At 72.0% G+C, this 17,246-nt stretch carries 18 protein-coding genes; 12 read left to right on the top strand and 6 right to left on the bottom strand.

Translation table 11 applies throughout. The features are described from left to right. The first annotated feature begins 8 nt into the window (after positions 1 to 8). Together ACT01A_RS10190 and ACT01A_RS10185 are read left to right on the top strand one after the other, a co-directional pair. On the top strand, positions 9 to 647 hold the full coding sequence (locus tag ACT01A_RS10190) for a class I SAM-dependent methyltransferase (RefSeq protein ID WP_445152138.1): 639 nt from the start codon (positions 9 to 11) through the stop codon (positions 645 to 647). After that, positions 644 to 1,114, top strand: a complete 471-nt coding sequence (locus ACT01A_RS10185; protein WP_445152137.1) for a YncE family protein — start codon at positions 644 to 646, stop codon at positions 1,112 to 1,114. The genes ACT01A_RS10190 and ACT01A_RS10185 overlap by 4 nt, the downstream gene beginning before the upstream one ends. 14 nt (positions 1,115 to 1,128) lie before the next feature. Here ACT01A_RS10185 and ACT01A_RS10180 read toward each other — a convergent pair whose 3' ends face one another. Further along, positions 1,129 to 2,193, bottom strand: coding sequence for an NAD-dependent epimerase/dehydratase family protein (locus tag ACT01A_RS10180; protein ID WP_445152136.1), 1,065 nt, complete (start codon positions 2,191 to 2,193; stop codon positions 1,129 to 1,131). A gap of 17 nt (positions 2,194 to 2,210) precedes the next feature. On the opposite strand from ACT01A_RS10180, the gene ACT01A_RS10175 reads away from it, so the two are divergent. The 3 genes from ACT01A_RS10175 to ACT01A_RS10165 are packed head-to-tail and all read left to right on the top strand — an operon-like array spanning position 2,211 to position 4,827. Continuing rightward, a complete protein-coding gene (locus tag ACT01A_RS10175) occupies positions 2,211 to 2,852 on the top strand; it encodes a glycosyltransferase family 2 protein (protein ID WP_445152135.1) in 642 nt (213 codons plus the stop codon). Next, entirely contained in the window at positions 2,849 to 3,493 is a 645-nt protein-coding gene (locus ACT01A_RS10170; RefSeq protein WP_445152134.1) for a TIGR04282 family arsenosugar biosynthesis glycosyltransferase, read from the top strand. The genes ACT01A_RS10175 and ACT01A_RS10170 overlap by 4 nt, the downstream gene beginning before the upstream one ends. Then, entirely contained in the window at positions 3,490 to 4,827 is a 1,338-nt protein-coding gene (locus ACT01A_RS10165; protein WP_445152133.1) for a hypothetical protein, read from the top strand. The genes ACT01A_RS10170 and ACT01A_RS10165 overlap by 4 nt, the downstream gene beginning before the upstream one ends. An 18-nt stretch (positions 4,828 to 4,845) precedes the next feature. Here ACT01A_RS10165 and ACT01A_RS10160 read toward each other — a convergent pair whose 3' ends face one another. The 5 genes from ACT01A_RS10160 to ACT01A_RS10140 all read right to left on the bottom strand — a co-directional run bounded on the left by ACT01A_RS10160 (position 4,846) and on the right by ACT01A_RS10140 (position 8,361). Further along, the gene (locus tag ACT01A_RS10160; RefSeq protein WP_445152132.1) at positions 4,846 to 5,562 is read right to left on the bottom strand and encodes a hypothetical protein; all 717 of its coding nucleotides are present in this window, start codon (positions 5,560 to 5,562) and stop codon (positions 4,846 to 4,848) included. Then, entirely contained in the window at positions 5,559 to 6,512 is a 954-nt protein-coding gene (locus tag ACT01A_RS10155; RefSeq protein WP_445152131.1) for an ATP-binding cassette domain-containing protein, read from the bottom strand. Before ACT01A_RS10155 ends, ACT01A_RS10160 begins: the two co-directional genes overlap by 4 nt. Before the next feature lie 110 nt (positions 6,513 to 6,622). Beyond that, positions 6,623 to 7,033: an STAS domain-containing protein gene (locus tag ACT01A_RS10150; protein ID WP_445152130.1), complete on the bottom strand. Its 411-nt coding sequence runs from the start codon at positions 7,031 to 7,033 to the stop codon at positions 6,623 to 6,625. A gap of 87 nt (positions 7,034 to 7,120) precedes the next feature. Next, positions 7,121 to 7,318, bottom strand: coding sequence for a hypothetical protein (locus ACT01A_RS10145; RefSeq protein WP_445152129.1), 198 nt, complete (start codon positions 7,316 to 7,318; stop codon positions 7,121 to 7,123). Positions 7,319 to 7,440: 122 nt separating this feature from the next. Next, positions 7,441 to 8,361 (bottom strand): restriction endonuclease, encoded by a 921-nt coding sequence (locus ACT01A_RS10140; protein WP_445152128.1) that lies wholly within the window; start codon positions 8,359 to 8,361, stop codon positions 7,441 to 7,443. A gap of 284 nt (positions 8,362 to 8,645) precedes the next feature. On the opposite strand from ACT01A_RS10140, the gene ACT01A_RS10135 reads away from it, so the two are divergent. The 7 genes from ACT01A_RS10135 to ACT01A_RS10105 all read left to right on the top strand — a co-directional run bounded on the left by ACT01A_RS10135 (position 8,646) and on the right by ACT01A_RS10105 (position 17,239). Then, the gene (locus ACT01A_RS10135) at positions 8,646 to 10,403 is read left to right on the top strand and encodes a hypothetical protein (protein WP_445152127.1); all 1,758 of its coding nucleotides are present in this window, start codon (positions 8,646 to 8,648) and stop codon (positions 10,401 to 10,403) included. A 99-nt stretch (positions 10,404 to 10,502) separates the two neighbouring features. Then, positions 10,503 to 12,047 carry an arylsulfatase gene (locus ACT01A_RS10130; RefSeq protein ID WP_445152126.1) on the top strand — a complete coding sequence of 515 codons (1,545 nt, stop codon included), beginning with the start codon at positions 10,503 to 10,505 and terminating at the stop codon, positions 12,045 to 12,047. Then, positions 12,044 to 12,952, top strand: a complete 909-nt coding sequence (locus ACT01A_RS10125) for an HAD family hydrolase (protein ID WP_445152125.1) — start codon at positions 12,044 to 12,046, stop codon at positions 12,950 to 12,952. The genes ACT01A_RS10130 and ACT01A_RS10125 overlap by 4 nt, the downstream gene beginning before the upstream one ends. Beyond that, a complete protein-coding gene (locus ACT01A_RS10120; protein WP_445152124.1) occupies positions 12,952 to 13,926 on the top strand; it encodes a formylglycine-generating enzyme family protein in 975 nt (324 codons plus the stop codon). Before ACT01A_RS10125 ends, ACT01A_RS10120 begins: the two co-directional genes overlap by 1 nt. A 36-nt stretch (positions 13,927 to 13,962) precedes the next feature. After that, the gene (locus tag ACT01A_RS10115; protein ID WP_445152123.1) at positions 13,963 to 14,358 is read left to right on the top strand and encodes an SHOCT domain-containing protein; all 396 of its coding nucleotides are present in this window, start codon (positions 13,963 to 13,965) and stop codon (positions 14,356 to 14,358) included. Between the two features lie 28 nt (positions 14,359 to 14,386). Then, positions 14,387 to 15,460, top strand: coding sequence for an AI-2E family transporter (locus ACT01A_RS10110; protein ID WP_445152122.1), 1,074 nt, complete (start codon positions 14,387 to 14,389; stop codon positions 15,458 to 15,460). A 9-nt stretch (positions 15,461 to 15,469) separates the two neighbouring features. Further along, a complete protein-coding gene (locus ACT01A_RS10105) occupies positions 15,470 to 17,239 on the top strand; it encodes an MOSC domain-containing protein (protein ID WP_445152121.1) in 1,770 nt (589 codons plus the stop codon). Positions 17,240 to 17,246: the final 7 nt, after the last annotated feature.

Here is a 17,246-nt window from a genome sequence, read left to right as displayed (position 1 = left end):
TCGACGTAGTGTCGGGCGCCGTGAACGACCCGGCCGACCTTTACTCGGAGGCGCTCAGCGATGGTGGGGCGCTGGTCGCGCGGCTCGACGACGGGACTGCGTGGCCGGTGGACGTCGCGCCGTGGCTCGGGCGCGCGACGGCCTGCGACGAGCGGCTGCTGGCGCGGGCGCGCGGGCCGGTGCTCGACGTCGGCTGTGGGCCAGGGCGCCACGTCCACGCGCTGGCGCGCCGGGGCGTGCTCGCGGTCGGCGTGGACGTCACGCCTGCGGCGGTTGCGCTGGCGCGCCGCGGCGGCGCCGACGTCGTCCACGGATCGATCTTCGACCACCTGCCCGGGGCGGGGAGCTGGCGGACCGCGCTGCTGCTTGACGGCAACATCGGGATCGGCGGCTGCCCGGTCGCGCTGCTGGCCCGGGTCGCGGCGATGCTGCGCGCTGACGGGCACGTGCTGGTGGAGCTGGAGGCGCCCGGCGCCGGGCTGCGGTCCGGGCGCGTGCGCCTGGAGGGCGAGACCCGGACGAGCGCGCCGTTTGCCTGGGCGCGCGTGGCGGTCGACGCGATCGACGGGCCGGCGGCGGATGCCGGGTTTGCGGTCGCCGAGCGCTGGAGCGACGACGGGCGCTGGTTCGCGGCGTTGACGACGTGATCGCCGCGCGCGCCATCGCCGTGGTCGCGCTGACCGTCGCGGCGGGTGGCTGCGGCTCGGCGAGCATCGACGAGCTGCCGCCGGCGGCCGGACCCGCCCGCGCGGTCGCCGAGGTGGGCGCGGCCCGCGCGGTGCTGCTGGGGCGCGAGCGTGTGCTGGAGCTGCGCGACCGCCAGACGGGGCGCCGGATCGCGCGCGCCGCGGCCGGCGTCGGGCCGACGCACGTCGTCGCGGCCGGAAGCTGGGTCTACGTCACCGATACCCGCGGCGACGCGCTGCTGGTCTTCGCGACGCGCCCGCGGCTGGAGCTGGTCCGGCGCGTGTATCTCCCCGGCGGTCCGTCGGCGATCGCGCTGGACCCGGTCGCGCGTCGGCTGTACGTGACGCTGAGCGCGCGCGACGGCGACGTCGTCGAGCTGGCCGCGACCGGTCGGCCGCACCCGCTGCTGACCCGGAGCGCGTCGTGACCGCGCGGGCCTCCTCAGATCCGCGCGGGCGCGCGCAGCGGCGCGACGGCGAACTCGGCCATGCCTGCTTCGAGCATCGTCTGCGCCGTGAAGCCGAGGACCTCCCGTGCCCGGTCGGGAGACGCGAAGACGTGGCGGACGTCGCCGCGCCGGAAGTCGCCGGTGACGACGGGCGCCGGGCCGCCGGGGATCGCGGCGGCCAGCGCGCGGGCCATGTCGCCGACCGAGCGCGGAGTGCCGGAGGCGACGTTGAACGCGCCGCGCACGCGGTCGTCCTCGGCCTCCAAGGCAAGGACATTGGCTTGCGCGACGTCGGCGACGTGGACGAAGTCGCGCATCTGCGCGCCGTCCTCGAAGACCCGCGGCGCCTCGCCGCGTTCCAGGGACGACCGGAAGATGCTCGCGACGCCGGCGTACGGCGTGTCGCGGGGCATCCGCGGCCCGTAGACGTTGTGATAGCGCAACGCCACGGGGCGCACCCCGTCGTGCTCGCGGGCGAAGGCGGTGACGAGCTGCTCTTGGTGCAGCTTGGTCGCGGCGTAGACGTTGCGCGGGTCCAGCGGCGCGGTCTCGGGGACGGAGCGGGCCTCCAGCGCGCGGCCGCAGGCCGGGCACGGCGGCTCAAAGCGCCCGGCTTGCAGATCGTCGATGGCGCGCGGGCCGGGCGCGACGTCCCCGTGCTCGGCGCAGGCGTAACGGCCCTCGCCGTAGACCACCATGCTGGAGGCCAGCACGAGCGGGCCGGAGAAATCGCGGGCCGCGAGCGCGCGCAGCAGCTGCGCGGTCCCGAGGTCGTTGTGCGACACGTAGTCGGCGACGTCGCCGAAGTCGGTGCCCAGGCCGACCATCGCGGCCTGGTGGCAGACCGCGTCGATCCCGGCGACGGCGGCACGGGCGACCTCCGCGTCGCGCAGGTCGGCGTGGACCAACTCGGCGGCCGCGGGCAGGCCGGGCGGGACGCCGTCGTGGGCGCTGGGCAGCAGCGCGTCGACGATCCGGACGTCGTGGTCGCGCGCGAGCAGCGCTTCGGCGACGTGCGCTCCGATGAAGCCGGCGCCGCCGGTGACGAGGATCCGCATCGAGGGAGTTGTAGCTGATGATCGACGTCGTCCTTCCGGTTCTCGACGAGGCGGCCGCACTGCCGTGGGTGCTGGAGCGGATGCCACCCGGCTACCGCGCGGTGGTCGCCGACAACGGCTCGACCGACGGCTCGCCGGAGCTGGCGCGCGCGCTCGGCGCCGAAGTTGTCGTGGAACCCCAGCGCGGGTTCGGCGCGGCCTGCTTCGCCGGGCTGCGCGCGGCGCGGTCCGAGGTCGTGTGCTTCATGGACTGCGACGGCTCGCTCGATCCGGCCGACCTGCCGCTGGTGGCAGCGCCGGTGATCGAAGGTCGCGCCGACCTCATGCTCGGCGCCCGCCACGCCGACCGCGGCGCCTGGCCGGCCCACGCCCGGCTGGCCAACCGCGTGCTCGTGCGCGAGCTGGCCCGCCGCGGCGGCCCGCGGCTGGAGGACCTCGGGCCGATGCGCGCCGCGCGCCGCCGCGCGCTGCTCGACCTCGGCGTGACCGACCGTCGCTTCGGCTGGCCGTTGGAGATGGTCGTGCGCGCCGACCGCGCCGGGTGGACGATCGACGAGGTCGGCGTCCCGTACCGCGAACGCGCCGGGCGCTCGAAGGTGACCGGGACCGTGCGCGGGACGCTGCGGACCGTGCGCGACATGGCGGCGGTGCTGGCGTGAGCGCCCTCACGCTCGCGGTGATCGCGAAGGCCCCGGTGGCGGGTCGCGTCAAGACGCGCCTCTGCCCGCCGTGCACGCCGACCGAGGCCGCGACCCTCGCCGAGGCGGCGCTGCGCGACACGCTCGCCGCGATGGCCGACGCCGCGCGCCTGGCCGGTCACGCGGTCACGCGGGCGATCGTCCTGGACGGGGCGCCCGGCGCGTGGACGACCGACGAGCGAGTCATCGCACAACGCGGTGACGGCCTGGACGAGCGGCTCGCCAACGCGTTCACCGACCTCGAGGGCGGCCCGGCGCTGATCGTCGGCATGGACACGCCGCAGCTCACCGGCGCGATGCTGGCCGACGCGCTGGCCGCGCTGGAGCACCACGACGCGGTCCTCGGCCCGGCCGCCGACGGCGGCTACTGGGGCATCGGCCTGCGCCGCGCTGACCCGCGGACGCTCGTGGGCGTGCCGATGAGCGTCGACCACACGCTCGCCGCGCAGCGCGCGCGACTGGCCGCGCTCGGCCTCCGCGTCGCCGACGCCGCGACGCTCGTCGACGTCGACACGATCGAGGACGCCGCCCACGTCGCGGCGGCTGCGCCCGGCACGGCGTTCGCGCGGGCGTTCTCGCGGCTGACGGTGGCGGCGGCATGAGCGCGACTGCCCCGGCCCGCGCGCGGCTCCGGTCGGGTCGGCACCCGCGTCTCACCCCGCGCCGCCTCCTGCTCGGCGCAGCGGCGCTCGCCGCGGCGTGGACGGCGCTCGGGATCCTGGTCGAGCGCTCCGGCCGCGTGCTCGGGACGGCGACGCCGCCGTTCGTGATGGGGTGGGCGCCGAAGGCGGACGTCCTCTGGGCGCTCCTGGCGGCCGCGGCGCTGGGCGCGCTCGTCGTCGCCGGACCCGCGATCGTCCGGCTCCCGCGCAACGCCTACATCATCGCGATCTCCACCGCCGCGCTGGCCTGCGCGCTCACCATCAACGCCGCGCGCACGGGCACCCACGGCTGGCTCGCGATCTTCGACACCGGCCCAGACGGCTCGTTCGAGGCCAAGAACGAGTACTTGCCCGGTCTGCCCGCGTTGTCCTATGGGTCGCGCTTCTTCCTGGACCGCTTCGCCGAGCTGGCGCCGGCCGTGCCGGTCAACGTCGCCGGCCATCCGCCGGGCTTGCTGCTGTTCGCCCACCTGACGACCCTGACGACGCCGGCGCGTTTCGCCGCGCTGTGCATCGGCGCCGCCGCCGCGTGCGCGCCGTTGACCTATGCCTTGGGTCGCGGCCTGGGTCAGGACGACCGCACCGCCCGCACCGCGGGGCTGCTCGCCGCCGCCGCGCCCGGGCTGCTGCTGTTCGGGACCACGTCGGCCGACGCGGTCTACGCGGCGCTCGGCGTCGGGGCGGCAGCGCTGCTGGTCCGGCCCTCGTGGCGCGACCGCACCGTCGGCGCGGTCGTGCTCGCGCTCGCCGCCTTCTGCTCCTGGGCGCTGCTGGCTGCGGGCGCGTTCGCGGCGCTGGTGACCTGGCAGCGTGACGGCTGGCGCACCGCCGCGCGGCTGGCGGTCGTCTCCGCGATCCCGTTCTTGGTGTTGAACGCCGGGCTGGCCGCGGCCTACGGCTATGACCCGATCGGCACCCTGCGCGCGACCGAGGGCGTCTACCGCAACTCGCTCGCGCAGATCCGTCCGTACTGGTTCTGGGTGCTGGGCTCCCCGGTCGCCTGGGCCGTCTGCACCGGCCTCCCGCTCACCGGCGGCTGGCTGATCGCCGTGCGTCGCCGTGACCCCGGTGCGATCGCACTCGCCGTTGTCGTTGCCATTGCCTCGCTGCTCGCGTTCACCAAGGCCGAGACCGAGCGCATCTGGCTGCCGTTCGTCCCGCTCGCCTGCGCCGCTGCGGCGACGGCAATCCCGCCACGGCGGCTGCGCCTCGTCCTGCTCGCGCTGGCCGCTCAGGCGCTGGTCACGCAGCTGCTATTCGAGACCGTGTGGTGAGCGCGCCGGGCCGCGGCGCTACTTCAGGTCGCCCCGCAGGAACCGCACCCAGCCCGGGGCGATGATCAGCGCGCACCAGGCGATCGTGCCGATGATCGCGACGGCGAGGCCGTTCTGGGTCTGGCCGTTACCGCCGATGTTGGTGGTGAGGTCGGAGGTGAGCTGACCGTAGGTGTAGTCCTGCACGCCGGGGATGAAGCTGATGATCCCGTCGAAGGCCAGGACGAAGACGAGGCTGACGGCGATGCCGCCGCCGGGCGCCCGGGCCAGCAGGCCGAAGCCGAAGCCGATCGCCGCGCCGGCCATCCAGACCGGGACCGAGCCGAACAGCCGGCCGGCGAGGTCGCCGTCGTCGATGCCGACCCCGTGGCGGTTGGCGGCGAGGTGGGCCAGGCCACCGGCCGAGGCGGCGACGAGCAGGCCGCCGATCGCGGCGACGGTGATCACCACCACGAGCTTGTGGGCCAGGACGCGGTTGCGGTCGGGCTCGGCGGTGAGCGTCCGCTGAAGGGTGCCGGCGCTGAACTCGAGGGTGGCGAGCCAGACGCCGAAGACCATCGCGGCGATCGCGGTCGTCAGGCCGATCGTCGTCTCAGGGATCGAGATGTACTTGTTGGGGTCCTTCGGGGCGACGGCGAGCAGAACGACCCCGACGATCAGCACGACGCCGGCGACGAACGCCGCGGTCCAGCGCGCGGTCGGCAGGTAGCGCAGCTTGAGCAGCTCGGCGTTCATGCGGCGGGCGCCTCCTGGGAGTGGGTGAGCTTCAGGAACGCCTCTTCGAGCGTCGCCCGGCGCTCGGCCAGGCCCCGCAGGTAGATGCCGCGCTCGGCCAGCGTGCGGGTGACGACCGCCGGGTCGTCGGGGACCGCGGCGGTGATGATCGCGCCGTCCTCGATCCTCGTCTTCCCGAGCCCGAGCGCCGTGACCGCCGCTAGCGCCGCGTCGAGCTCGGCCGGCGCGACGCGGATCGTCAGGCCGCCGCTGGAGGCTTGGGCGATGACGTCGTCGAGCGTGCCGCTGATGATCAACCGGCCCTGTTGGAGGACGACGACGTAGTCGCAGGTCGCCTCGACCTCGGCGAGCCGGTGGGTGCACAGCAGCGTCGTCGCGCCGCGCGCGGGCAAAGAGCGCACGATGTCGCGGACCTCGACCGCGCCCTCGGGATCGAGGCCGTTGGTGGGCTCGTCGAGCACGACGATCGCCGGGTCGCCGACCAGGGCCAGCGCGATCCCGACGCGCTGGCGCATCCCCAGCGAGAACGAGCCGACGTGGTCGTCGGCGCGGTCGCCGAGCCCGACGCGACGCAGCAACGCCTCCGGGTCAGCGTCGCGTCCCGAGACGCCGACCGCGGCCGCGCGGATCGCCAGGTTCTGGCGCGCGCTGGCGTTCTTGTACAACGGCGGCGCCTCGATGATCGCCCCGACGCGGCGCGTCGCCTCGCGGAAGCCGGCCGATCCCGCCTCGTGGCCGAGGATCCGCGCGTGCCCGGCGGTCGGGCGCTGCAGCCCGAGCAGGACGCGCATCGCGGTGGACTTGCCCGCCCCGTTGGGTCCGAGCAGCCCCACGACGCTGCCTTCGGGCACCGTGAAGGACAGGTCGTCGAGCACCGTGCGTTTGCCGAAGCGCTTGACCAGGCCGTCGAACTCGATGGGCGGATGGCCTGCGGCCGCAGCGCTGCTCACGACGGCCATCCTATCCCCATTATCTAGCCGTCCAAGCGCTGAGCGATGCCGATCGTGCCAACACCGCGATCAACGCGGGGAATCGCGAGCAGCGACGGGCGGGCGGCTCGTCAGCGGCCGAGGGCGTGCGGCGGCGGCGCGAGGTCCAGGGGATCGTCGACGAGGACGAGCCGATCGCTGACGCCGGTCAGCGCGAGTAGACGCTCGATGGCGGGGGAGCCGCGCACGATCGCCAAGTTGTGGTGGTTGGTCCGGGCGTGCTCGTGCTGGTTGATCAACTCGCGCAACCCGGAGACGTCTATGAACGACAACCCGCGCAGGTCCAGGACGACGTGACGCAGCCCGTCGTCGCGGGGATCGAGTTGGCCGATCACCTCTGCGACCTGGGAGATGGTGACGAGGTCGAGCTCGCCACGGAGGGCGACGAGCGCGGTGCGCCGATGCTCGAGGACCTCGACGCCTAGCGCGCCCGGGGGCTCGCGCGGCGGGTTGGGGCGATTGCCCATGATGGGCCTCTCCATGTCTTCTCGAAAGGCAGGGCGCGCGGGGCGAGAAGACATATGAGTCCGGGCGCGGACTGTCCAGTGTACGCCGTCCGCAGCGTCCCTTCACTGCTCGGGTGACGGCAATCCCTTGGTCGTCGCGTCCACGCCGGTGGCGGGACTCTCATGAGGGCGCTTGGCAGCCGTGTCGCGGCCATCGGCAGCCTCGCGCAGGTCTCGGAGGTGGCGCTCGGTCGTGTTGTCCTGCGGGTGCTCCGAGGTGAGCGACGGGCGACTCGGCTCGTGAGGCGCTGCGGGGGACATGCGTGTCCCCTTCCTGGTTGTCGCTGCGATCGTTCCGACCGGACGGCTTCCATCGAGGAGCGCCCGACTCTCCTCCGATGTGTCAAGAAGTCAAGATGTAGGCCATGAATTGGCGCGGCTGATCAGGACAGCGTGCCGTTGCGAGAGTCGGCAAAGCCGCCGTTCGCCGCCGGCCAAATCGCAGCGCAGTCCTCCGCGTCGAGCAGCGCGAGGAGGTCGGGGCGTGGCTGACTCGGGAGCAGCACGGCGCAGATCGGCGACGGCGAGAGGAAGCGGCGGTAGTCAGCGAGTTGGCCGATGGCCATGCGGATCGATCCGCGCTCGGCGGAGCCTTTGGCTTCGACCAGGAGGTTGAGGTCGCGGCAGTAGAGGTCGGTGAAGAGCGGCCGGTGCTCGCCGTCCGGGACGATCTTCATCCGGCCGACGTCGTCGTGGCCGCGGGCGATCAGGTGGTCGCGGTAGGCGAGGACGAGGCGTTGCTCGCGGCGATTGAGCTCGTGGCCTTCGGCGCGAGGGTTGACCCAGGCGACCTCGGTCATCTGGCGTTCGACCGCGACCTGCTCGACCTGGCGGTGCAGCAGCGCGTCAAGCGCTGAGGCGCCTTCGACGGCGGCGTCGAGCGGACGGAGGCGAAAGACGATGACTTGCCGGAGCGGGCCGTCGCCGGTCTCCGGTGCGTCTGCGAAGTAATAGGGCTCGGTGGCGTCGACCACGAACTCCCCGCGGTAGCGGACGATGCCGCGGGCGCCGTCGAAGACCCGCAGCGCGCGTCCGTCGGCCGCGTGGTGCAACAGCGCGGCGTTGCCGGCCTTCAGCTGCTGATCGCCCCGTTGGCCTTCACCGGTGTAGTGAAAGCAGCCGTCACTGAACCAGCCATCGAAGTACCCGTGCTGCTCGCCGGACGCCGGATCGCTGAAGATGAAGACGTTCGGCGACTGACGCGACGGCGCGATGCCGTTCTGGCTACTGCCGCCAAACGCCGCATGCAGTTCGGTGCGCTTGATCGGCTCGCCTGGTGCGAGCTTCCAGAGTGGTGCTGGCATGTTGTTGGTGTTGTCGATGACGCCCCGGGCGTGGTCATAACCCTATTGGGCCTGCCTAGGTAATCGCCAAAATGACGCTTAGGTGTTGCGATCGCTCTGTGCTAGTGCGTAGTGTGGGCACCGCGGCAGGGCAGAGCATTCCAACTGAAACTGGGGCATCTCCCATGAGGACGCAACTGCGCGCATTCGGCACCCGTGGATCGCTGGCCGCATGTGCGGTCGCACTGTGCTGGGCGCTTCCCGGCACGGCCAGCGCGGCGACGTGCACGACGACCGTGTCGACCGTGGGCGCCGCGCAAACCGCGGTCTCGGGAGCCAGCGCCGGCGACACCGTCTGCCTCGCCGACGGCAGCTACGCGCGGATCACGCTCAACGCCACGCCCGCGGCACCTGGAGTCACGCTGACCGCCCAGCACTCCGGCGCGGCGTCGGTCGCCGGCGTCGACATGTACGGCAGCAACCTCACCGTGTCGAACCTGGAGCTCACCAGCTCGGTCGACGTGAAGACGAGCGCGGTGAGCATGCATGTCGAGCACAACCTGATCGTCGGATCGAGGACCGAGTACGGCGTCATGGTCTGTCCGGCCACGCCCCCGAACCACTGCGACGACACGTCCATCACGGGCAACAAGTTCGTCGGCTCGTTCAGCGAGGACGCGATCCGGGCGAACGTCTACCACGACGGTGACAGCGACGGGATCGGCCTGCTCGTGGAAGACAACGAGTTCTCCGGCAACGAGGAGTGGGGCGGCCACAACGACGTCTTCCAGACGGTGTGGGTCGGCGACCACCTCGTCATCCGCGGCAACTACATCCACGACTTCGGCGGGCAGGGGATCCTGGTCAAGGACCAGGCGACCGCGATCGACGGGCTGGTGATCTCCAACAACCTGATCGTCCGGCAGAACCTGCCCTGCGACCCCGACTCGCTCTGCCCCACCTGGCAGCTGTCTCCGTTCCAGGTCTTCGGGCCGATCTCCAACGCCACCATCTCGCACAACACGATCTGGCCCACCGACACTGGCCAGCTCAAGGTCGGCGGGGCGTCGCTCCTGCGCGACCCGGGCTGGTCGAGCGTGACGGTCTCGGACAACGTGACCGACGACAGCGGGACCGACGTGCCCTCGGGCCTCTCAGGATCGAGCAACACGCGCTGCACCGCCGCGGGCAGCGGCAGCTGGGCGGACTGGCCTGGGACGACTACCAGCTGCTCGCCGGCCTTCCTCGACCAAGCCCACGGCGACTACCGCCTCGCCAGCGGGCGCGGTGTCGACTGGGTGCCGTCCGCCAAGGTCTTCGGGCCCATCCCCGACGACCACCAGCCGGTGGCGGCGTTCACGTTCTCACCGGCGGCGCCGCAGACGGGCGACTCAATCGCCTTCGACGCCACCACGTCGACCTGCCAGGACGCCCCGTGCATGTACGCGTGGACGGACGAGCCTCCGGGCGGCGGCGTCACGTCGCTGGGCTCGGGTAGCACGCTGTCCTACAGCTTCGCCACGACCGGCACGAAGTACGTGACGTTGACGGTCACCGACGCCGACAGCGACGTCGCGACGGTCGAGCAAGACGTCGTGGTCTCCGCGCACACGACGCTGTTGGGTTCGACGTCGAACAACACCGCCAACGACTACAACCCGGACGGGCAGGCCGAGGCGTTCCAGTTCACGGCCTCGACCACGGGCACGGTCAACCATCTGTGGCTGAAGGTGATCACGGGCTTCACGTCGCCGACGGTCAAGCTCGGGCTCTACTCCAACACCACCTCCGGCAACCACCCCAAGACGCTGTTGACCAGCGGCTCTGCGACCCCGCTCACCGGCTGGATCGACATCCCGGTCGGCGCCGTCTCCGTGACCTCGGGCACGAAGTACTGGATTGCCGTGCTCGGCGTCGGCGGCATCATCCGCTTCCGCGACGGCTCGAGCGCCGGGGGCGTGGAGGGCTCGTCGCAGACGAACCTCACGGCGCTGCCGTCGACTTGGAGCACGGGACCCAACTGGTCGGGGTCATGGCCGCTGTCGGGGTACGCGACGACGTAGGGCGGCTCTCCGCCAGATCACCTCCGCAGGGTGATGCCGTCTCCTCAGGGGCGGGTTGAAGGTGAGGTCAGCCTGAAACCCTTGAGGAGACGATCGACGTTGCCTGACCAGAGCAAGCCCAACATCCTCGTGATCTGGGGCGATGACATCGGGACCACGAACCTGAGCTGCTACAGCGACGGGTTAATGGGGTACCGGACGCCGAACATCGACCGACTCGCCAAAGAGGGGATGCGGTTCACCGACGCCTACGGCGAGCAGAGCTGCACCGCCGGGCGGTCGTCGTTCATCACCGGCCAGAGCGTGTTCCGGACGGGGCTGAGCAAGGTCGGGATGCCGGGCGCCGATGTCGGGTTGCAGGCCGAGGACCCGACGATCGCCGAGCTGCTCAAGCCGCTGGGCTACGCGACCGGGCAGTTCGGCAAGAACCACCTCGGCGACAACAACAAGTTCCTGCCGACGGTCCACGGGTTCGACGAGTTCTTCGGCAACCTGTACCACCTCAACGCCGAGGAGGAGCCCGAGCAGCCCAACTGGCCCGACGCCGGCGACTTCCCGCAGTTCAATGACCGCTTCCGCCCGCGCGGCGTGTTGCACAGCTGGGCGACCGACGTCGACGATGACACCGTCGAGGGCCGTTACGGCAAGGTCGGCAAGCAGCGCATCGAGGACACCGGACCGTTGACGGCCAAGCGGATGGAGACCATCGACGACGAGGTCTTGGCTCACGCCGGCGACTTCATCAAGCGCGCCGCCGACGCCGACACGCCGTTCTTCGTGTGGTTCAACACCACGCACATGCACTTCCGCACGCATCCCAAGCCCGAGAGCGTGGGGCAGGCCGGGCGCTGGCAGTCGCCCTACCACGACACGATGATCGACCACGACCGCGCGGTCGGGGACGTGCTGGATCTGCTCGATGAGCTGGGCCTAGCCGACGACACGATCGTCGTCTACAGCACCGACAACGGGCCGCACATGAACTCGTGGCCGGACGCCGGCATGACGCCGTTCCGCGGTGAGAAGAACACCAACTGGGAGGGCGCCTTCCGCGTCCCGCAGATGGTGCGCTGGCCCGGTCGCATCGAGGCGGGGTCGATCTCCAACGCGATCATCAGCCACCACGACTGGCTGCCCACGTTCCTGGCCGCGGCGGGCGAGCCCGACATCGTGGAGAAGTGCAAGGCCGGCCACACCGCGGGCGACGCCACCTACAAGGTCTGCATCGACGGCTACAACTTGCTGCCGCACCTCACCGGCGAGACCGAGGACGACCCGCGCCCGGGCTTCCTGTACTTCTCCGACGACGGCGACCTGCTTGCGATCCGCTATGACAACTGGAAGGTCGTGTTCATGGAGCAGCGCTGTGCCGGCACGCTCCAGGTCTGGTCTGACCCGTTCGTGACGCTGCGCGTGCCCAAGCTGTTCAACCTGCGGATGGACCCGTTCGAGCGCGCGGACATCACGTCCAACACCTACTGGGACTGGCTGCTGACCAACGACTTCCTCGTCTTGGCGGGTACGACGCTGGTGGCGCGGTTCCTGGAGACGTTCAAGGAGTTCCCGCCGCGCCAGAAGGCGGCGAGCTTCACGATCGACCAGGCGCTGGAGAAGATGGAAGCGGCGATGACGGCCGGGCGATGAGCACCGCGCCGCTGTCCTCCTGGAACGACGGCGCCGCGCGCTCCGCGATCCTGGATTTCGTGGAGCGCTCGGCGGACGTCCCGCCCGCCGAGCGGATCGCCACCTTCGACAACGACGGCACGCTGTGGTGCGAGAAGCCCGCCTACGTGCAGGCCATGTTCATCCTCGCCCGGCTGCGCGAGCAGGCTGACGCCGACCCGGCGCTCGCGGCGCGGCCGGTGGTTCAGGCGCTGTTGGCGGGCGACCTGGGCGCCGCCGCCCACGCGGGTGGGACCGAGGAGCTCGTCGACGTGCTGCTGTCGACGCACTCGGGGCTGACCGCCGAGGCGTTCGCGGAGGTCGCCGCGGGATGGCTGGCCGAGGCCCGGCACCCCCGCTTCGAGCGGCCGTTCGCCGACCTCGTCTACGCGCCGATGCTGGAGCTGCTCGAGCTGCTGCGCGGCGCCGGCTTCCGCGTCTTCGTCGTCACCGGCGGCGGCGTCGAGTTCGTCCGCGCCGCGAGCGAGCGGCTCTACGGCATCGGCCCGGACGACGTGGTCGGCTCGGCCGTGGAGGTCGCCTTCGAGCGGCGGGACGGCCGCGTCGTCCTGGTCCGCCAGGCCAAGTTGATGGGGTCGCCCAACGAGGGCGCGCCCAAGGCCCTCAACATCCAGGCGCATGTCGGCCGGCGCCCGATCTTCGCGGCCGGCAACAGCGCCGGGGACCGCGAGATGCTCGAGTACGCGACGACCGGGACGCATCCGTCGCTGGCGCTGGTGGTCAACCACGACGACACCGAGCGCGAGTACGCCTACGCCGGGCAATCGGTCACCGACCCGAGCGCCGAGGCGATCGCCGACACCGCGGCGCGCGCGGGGTGGACGGTCGTGAGCATGCGCGACGACTGGGCGCGGGTCTTCGCGTGATGGCGGGCGTGGCGGTCGGGACCGAGCGTGACATGGCGTGGATCGCGGCCGCGACGTTCATGATGGGGTCGGACGTCCACTACGCCGAGGAGGCGCCCGCGCACCGCGTGGCGGTCGACGGGTTCTGGATCGACCGCCATCCGGTCACCAACCGCCAGTTCGCGGCCTTCGCGCGCGAGACCGGCTACGTCACGGTCGCCGAGCGCCCGCCGGACCCGGCGGACTTCCCCGGCGCGCCGCCGGAGAACCTGCGCGCCGGGTCGCTCGTCTTCGCACGCACGCGCGGGCCGGTGGACCTGCGGCACATCGACCAGTGGTGGCGCTGGACGCCGGGCGCGTCCTGGCGCCATCCGGAGGGACCGGACTCGGTCCTGGCCGGGCGGATGGAGCACCCGGTCGTGCACGTCGCCCACGAGGACGCGGCGACCTACGCGGCATGGGCGCAGGCCACGCTGCCGACCGAGGCGGAGTGGGAGCTCGCCGCGCGCGGCGGTCTGGACGGCGCGACCTACGTCTGGGGCGACGAGCCCGAGGGACCGCCGGATGGCGGCGCGCCGCGGCGGCGGCGGGCCAACTACTGGCACGGCGACTTCCCTTGGCGCGCGGACCCCGGCTACGGCACGACCACGCCCGTGGGCATGTTCCCCGCCAACAGCTTCGACCTGTATGACATGACCGGCAACGTGTGGGAGTGGACCGAGGACTTCTACACCGCCCGTCACCCACAGGACGCGGCGAAGCCGTGCTGCATCCCGCAGAACCCGCGCGGCGCCGATGCCGCCGCCAGCCTCGACCCCGCCCAGCCGCAGTTCCGCGTGCCGCGCAAGGTCCTCAAGGGCGGCTCGTTCCTGTGCGCCGACAGCTACTGCCTGCGTTACCGGCCCGCCGCGCGCCGTCCGCAGATGGTCGACACGGGCATGAGCCACGTCGGCTTTCGCTGCGTTCGGCGCCCAGACATCACCCTGGGAGGGTGACGCCCGCTCATCCGGGCGCCGACGAAAGTTCGCGGCGTGATCATCGCAGCCGACTACCCGTTCTTGGACATCTTGTGGTCCATGATCATCTTCTTCGCGTGGGTGGTCTGGATCTGGATGATGATCTTGATCCTCGGCGACGTGTTCCGTCGCCGCGACAGCTCGGGCTGGGCGAAAGCCGGCTGGGTCGTGTTCATGTTGGTCTTGCCGTTCCTGGGCGTGCTCGTCTACCTGATCGTCAACCACGACGGGATGGCCGAGCGCAGCGCGAAGGCGGCCCAGGCGCAGAAGTCGCAGTTCGACGACTACGTGCGCTCGGTGGGTGGCGGCGCGGCGAGCGAGATCGACAAGGCCAAGCAGTTGCTGGACAGCGGCGCGATCACGCCTGAAGAGTTCGCCACGTTGAAGGCCAAGGTCCTGGCGGCGGCATAGGCCGGCACCGGAAGCGGACGACGCGCACATGCCGCCTGCTGACCGCAAGCAGGTCGAGGTCGTCGTCGGGGTCAGGACGATGCTCGTCGTCCTGGGCACGTTGGCCTTGGTGGCGCTGGCGATCCTGTCGCTCGGCACGCTGCTGTCGATCTTCGTGGCGGTCGTCCTGGCGCTCGGGCTGGACCCGGTGGTCAGCGCGATGGTGGCGCGCGGCTGGAAACGCGGGCTGGCGGCGGTCGCGCTGTTCGCGGGGATCTTCGTCGGCGTCGTCGTCCTGGTCCTGGTCACCGCGGGGCCGCTGTGGGACCAGATCGTCGACTTCGCCCACGCGCTGCCCGGCTATTGGGACGAGCTCACCCACACCGACGGCTTCGAGAACCTGATCTCGACGGCCAACGCCGATGACACGATCCGCAACGGGCTCAAGGACCTGGCCGCCGGGCTGCCGGATGCCGCGACGGCGATCCTCGGCATCGCCGGAGGCGTGTTCGGATCGGTGCTGTCGCTGGTGACGCTGACCTTCCTGGCGTTGTTCGTGTTGATGGAGCGCCCGACGATCACCGACTGGCTGTTCGGCTTCGCTCCGCCCGAGGTCGAGCGCCGCTGGCGTCCGGTATTGGAAGAGTCGATCGGTGCGATCTCGCAGTCGCTGCTGGGCAACCTGGCGATCTCGCTCGTCGCGGCCACGGTGGCGGGGCTGAGCGCGTGGGCGCTCGGGCTGCCGTTCCCGATCGTGCTCGCGGTGATGACCGGCTTCCTGGACTTGATCCCGCAAGTCGGCGCGACGATCGCCGCCGTGATCTTGGTGGCTATCGCCCTGACCGTCAGCACCCCCGCCGCGATCGGGATGCTCGTCATCCAACTCGTCTACCAGCAGATCGAGAACTACGTGGTCTACCCGCTGGTCTACCGCCGCGCCGTGTCGCTGTCGGCGTTCACGACGATCGTCGCGGTGATGATCGCCGGCTCGATCCTCGGCGTGGTCGGCGCGATCCTGGCGGTCCCGTTCGCCGCGACGATCAAGATCGTCCTGCGCGAGGCCGGCGCGCCCCGCCGGGCGGCAATGGCCGCGCGGCGCGCCGACGAAGCCGCACCGGTGTAGCGTTGGCGCATGAGCGCCGGGCGCCTGCTCTCGGTCAACGTCGGCCTTCCGCGGGAGGTCGTGTGGGAGGGCGAGACGGTGCGGACGGCCGTTTGGAAGGACGCGGTCGACGGCCCGCGGATGGTCAGGACCATCAACATCGACGGCGACGACCAGGCCGATCGTAAGGGCCATGGCGGCGAGCACCGGGCGGTGTTCGTCTACCAGATCGAGTCCTATGACTACTGGAAGCGTGAGCTGGCGCGCGACGACTTCACCTACGGCCAGTTCGGCGAGAACTTCACGGTGCAGGGTGAGGCGCTCGCCGACGACGCGGTCTGCATCGGCGATCGGTTCCGGATCGGCGGCGCGCTGCTGGAGGTCACCCAGCCGCGGGTGACGTGCTACCGCGTCGGGATCCGGATGGACGAGCCGCGGATGGCGTCGCTGCTCGTCGGCCACCACCGGCCCGGCTACTACCTGCGGGTCCTGGAGGAGGGTGAGGTGCAGGCGGGCGACGCGATCGTCCAGGTCGCCGAGGGCCTGGAGCGCTTGACGGTCGCTGACGTCGACGCGCTGCTGTACCTGCCGCACCGCTCGCGCGAGCGGATGGAGCGCGCGCTGCGGATCCCGGCGCTGAGCGAGGGCTGGAAGGGGAGCTTCCGGGAGCTGCTGCACGGCGCGCAGGGCGCGGCGGCGGCCGTGCCCGCGGAACCGCCCGCCTGGCCGGGGTTCGCGCCGTTGCGCGTGGCCGCGGTCCAGCGCGAGAGCGACACCATCATGTCGTTCTCGCTCGTCCCGCCGGAGGGCGCGGGCGCCGGCACCGTGCGCGCGGGCCAGTACGTCACCCTGCGCGTGCGCGCCGACCCGGACTCCGCCGCGCCGCCGCTCGTACGCAGCTACTCGCTCTCCGCGCTCCCGGGCGCCGACGGCACCTTGCGCATCAGCGTCAAACGCGACGGCGCGGTCAGCCGCTGGCTGCACGACCACGTCCATGCGGGCGACGTGCTCGACGTCGCCGCGCCGCGCGGCGCGTTCGTCCTGCGCGAGGACGACGACGTCGCGCGCCCCGTCGTGCTGCTCAGCGCCGGCGTCGGCGCGACGCCCGTCCTGGCGATGCTCGCCCAGCTCGCCGCCACCGCGACCGCGCGCCCCGTGTGGTGGGTCCACGGCGCCCGCGGCGCGCGCGAGCACGCCTTTGCCGCCGAGGCCACCAGCTTGCTCGCGCGCCTGCCCGACGCGCACCACTTGATCGCCTACAGCGGGCCGACCGTCGTCGGCGACCAAGACAAGGACCATGACATCTCCGGCCGCCTCGACGGCGCCGCCTTGGACCGCGCGGGCGTCCCCGTCGACGCCGACTACTACCTCTGCGGGCCGGATCGGTTCATGCGCGCGCTCTCGACCGCGCTCGTCGCCCGCGGCGTCGCGCCCGAGCGGATCGCGACCGAGACCTTCGGCGCCGTCGCCATCGCGCGCACCGGGATCGTCGAAACCGGTGACCGTCCCGCGCCGCACGCGCCCGACGGCCCGACCGGCACCGGCCCGGAGGTGACGTTCGCCCGCTCCGGCATCACCGCAGCCTGGGACGGTGACCGCTACAACAACCTCCTGGAGCTGGCGGAGGCCTGTGACGTCCCGGTCGCCTTCAGCTGTCGCACCGGCGTCTGCCAGACCTGCGCGACCAGCGTCGTGGCTGGCGAGGTCGCCTACGCCCCCGAGCCGCTGGAGCGCCCCGAGGACGGCGTCGCGCTCGTCTGCTGTAGCCGCCCGACCGCCCCAGTCACGCTCGACGCGTAGTCGCCCG

Source organism: Baekduia sp. Peel2402 (assembly GCF_052567285.1).
Note: the sequence above shows the minus strand (reverse complement) of the source record. Positions and strands in the feature narration are given on the sequence as shown.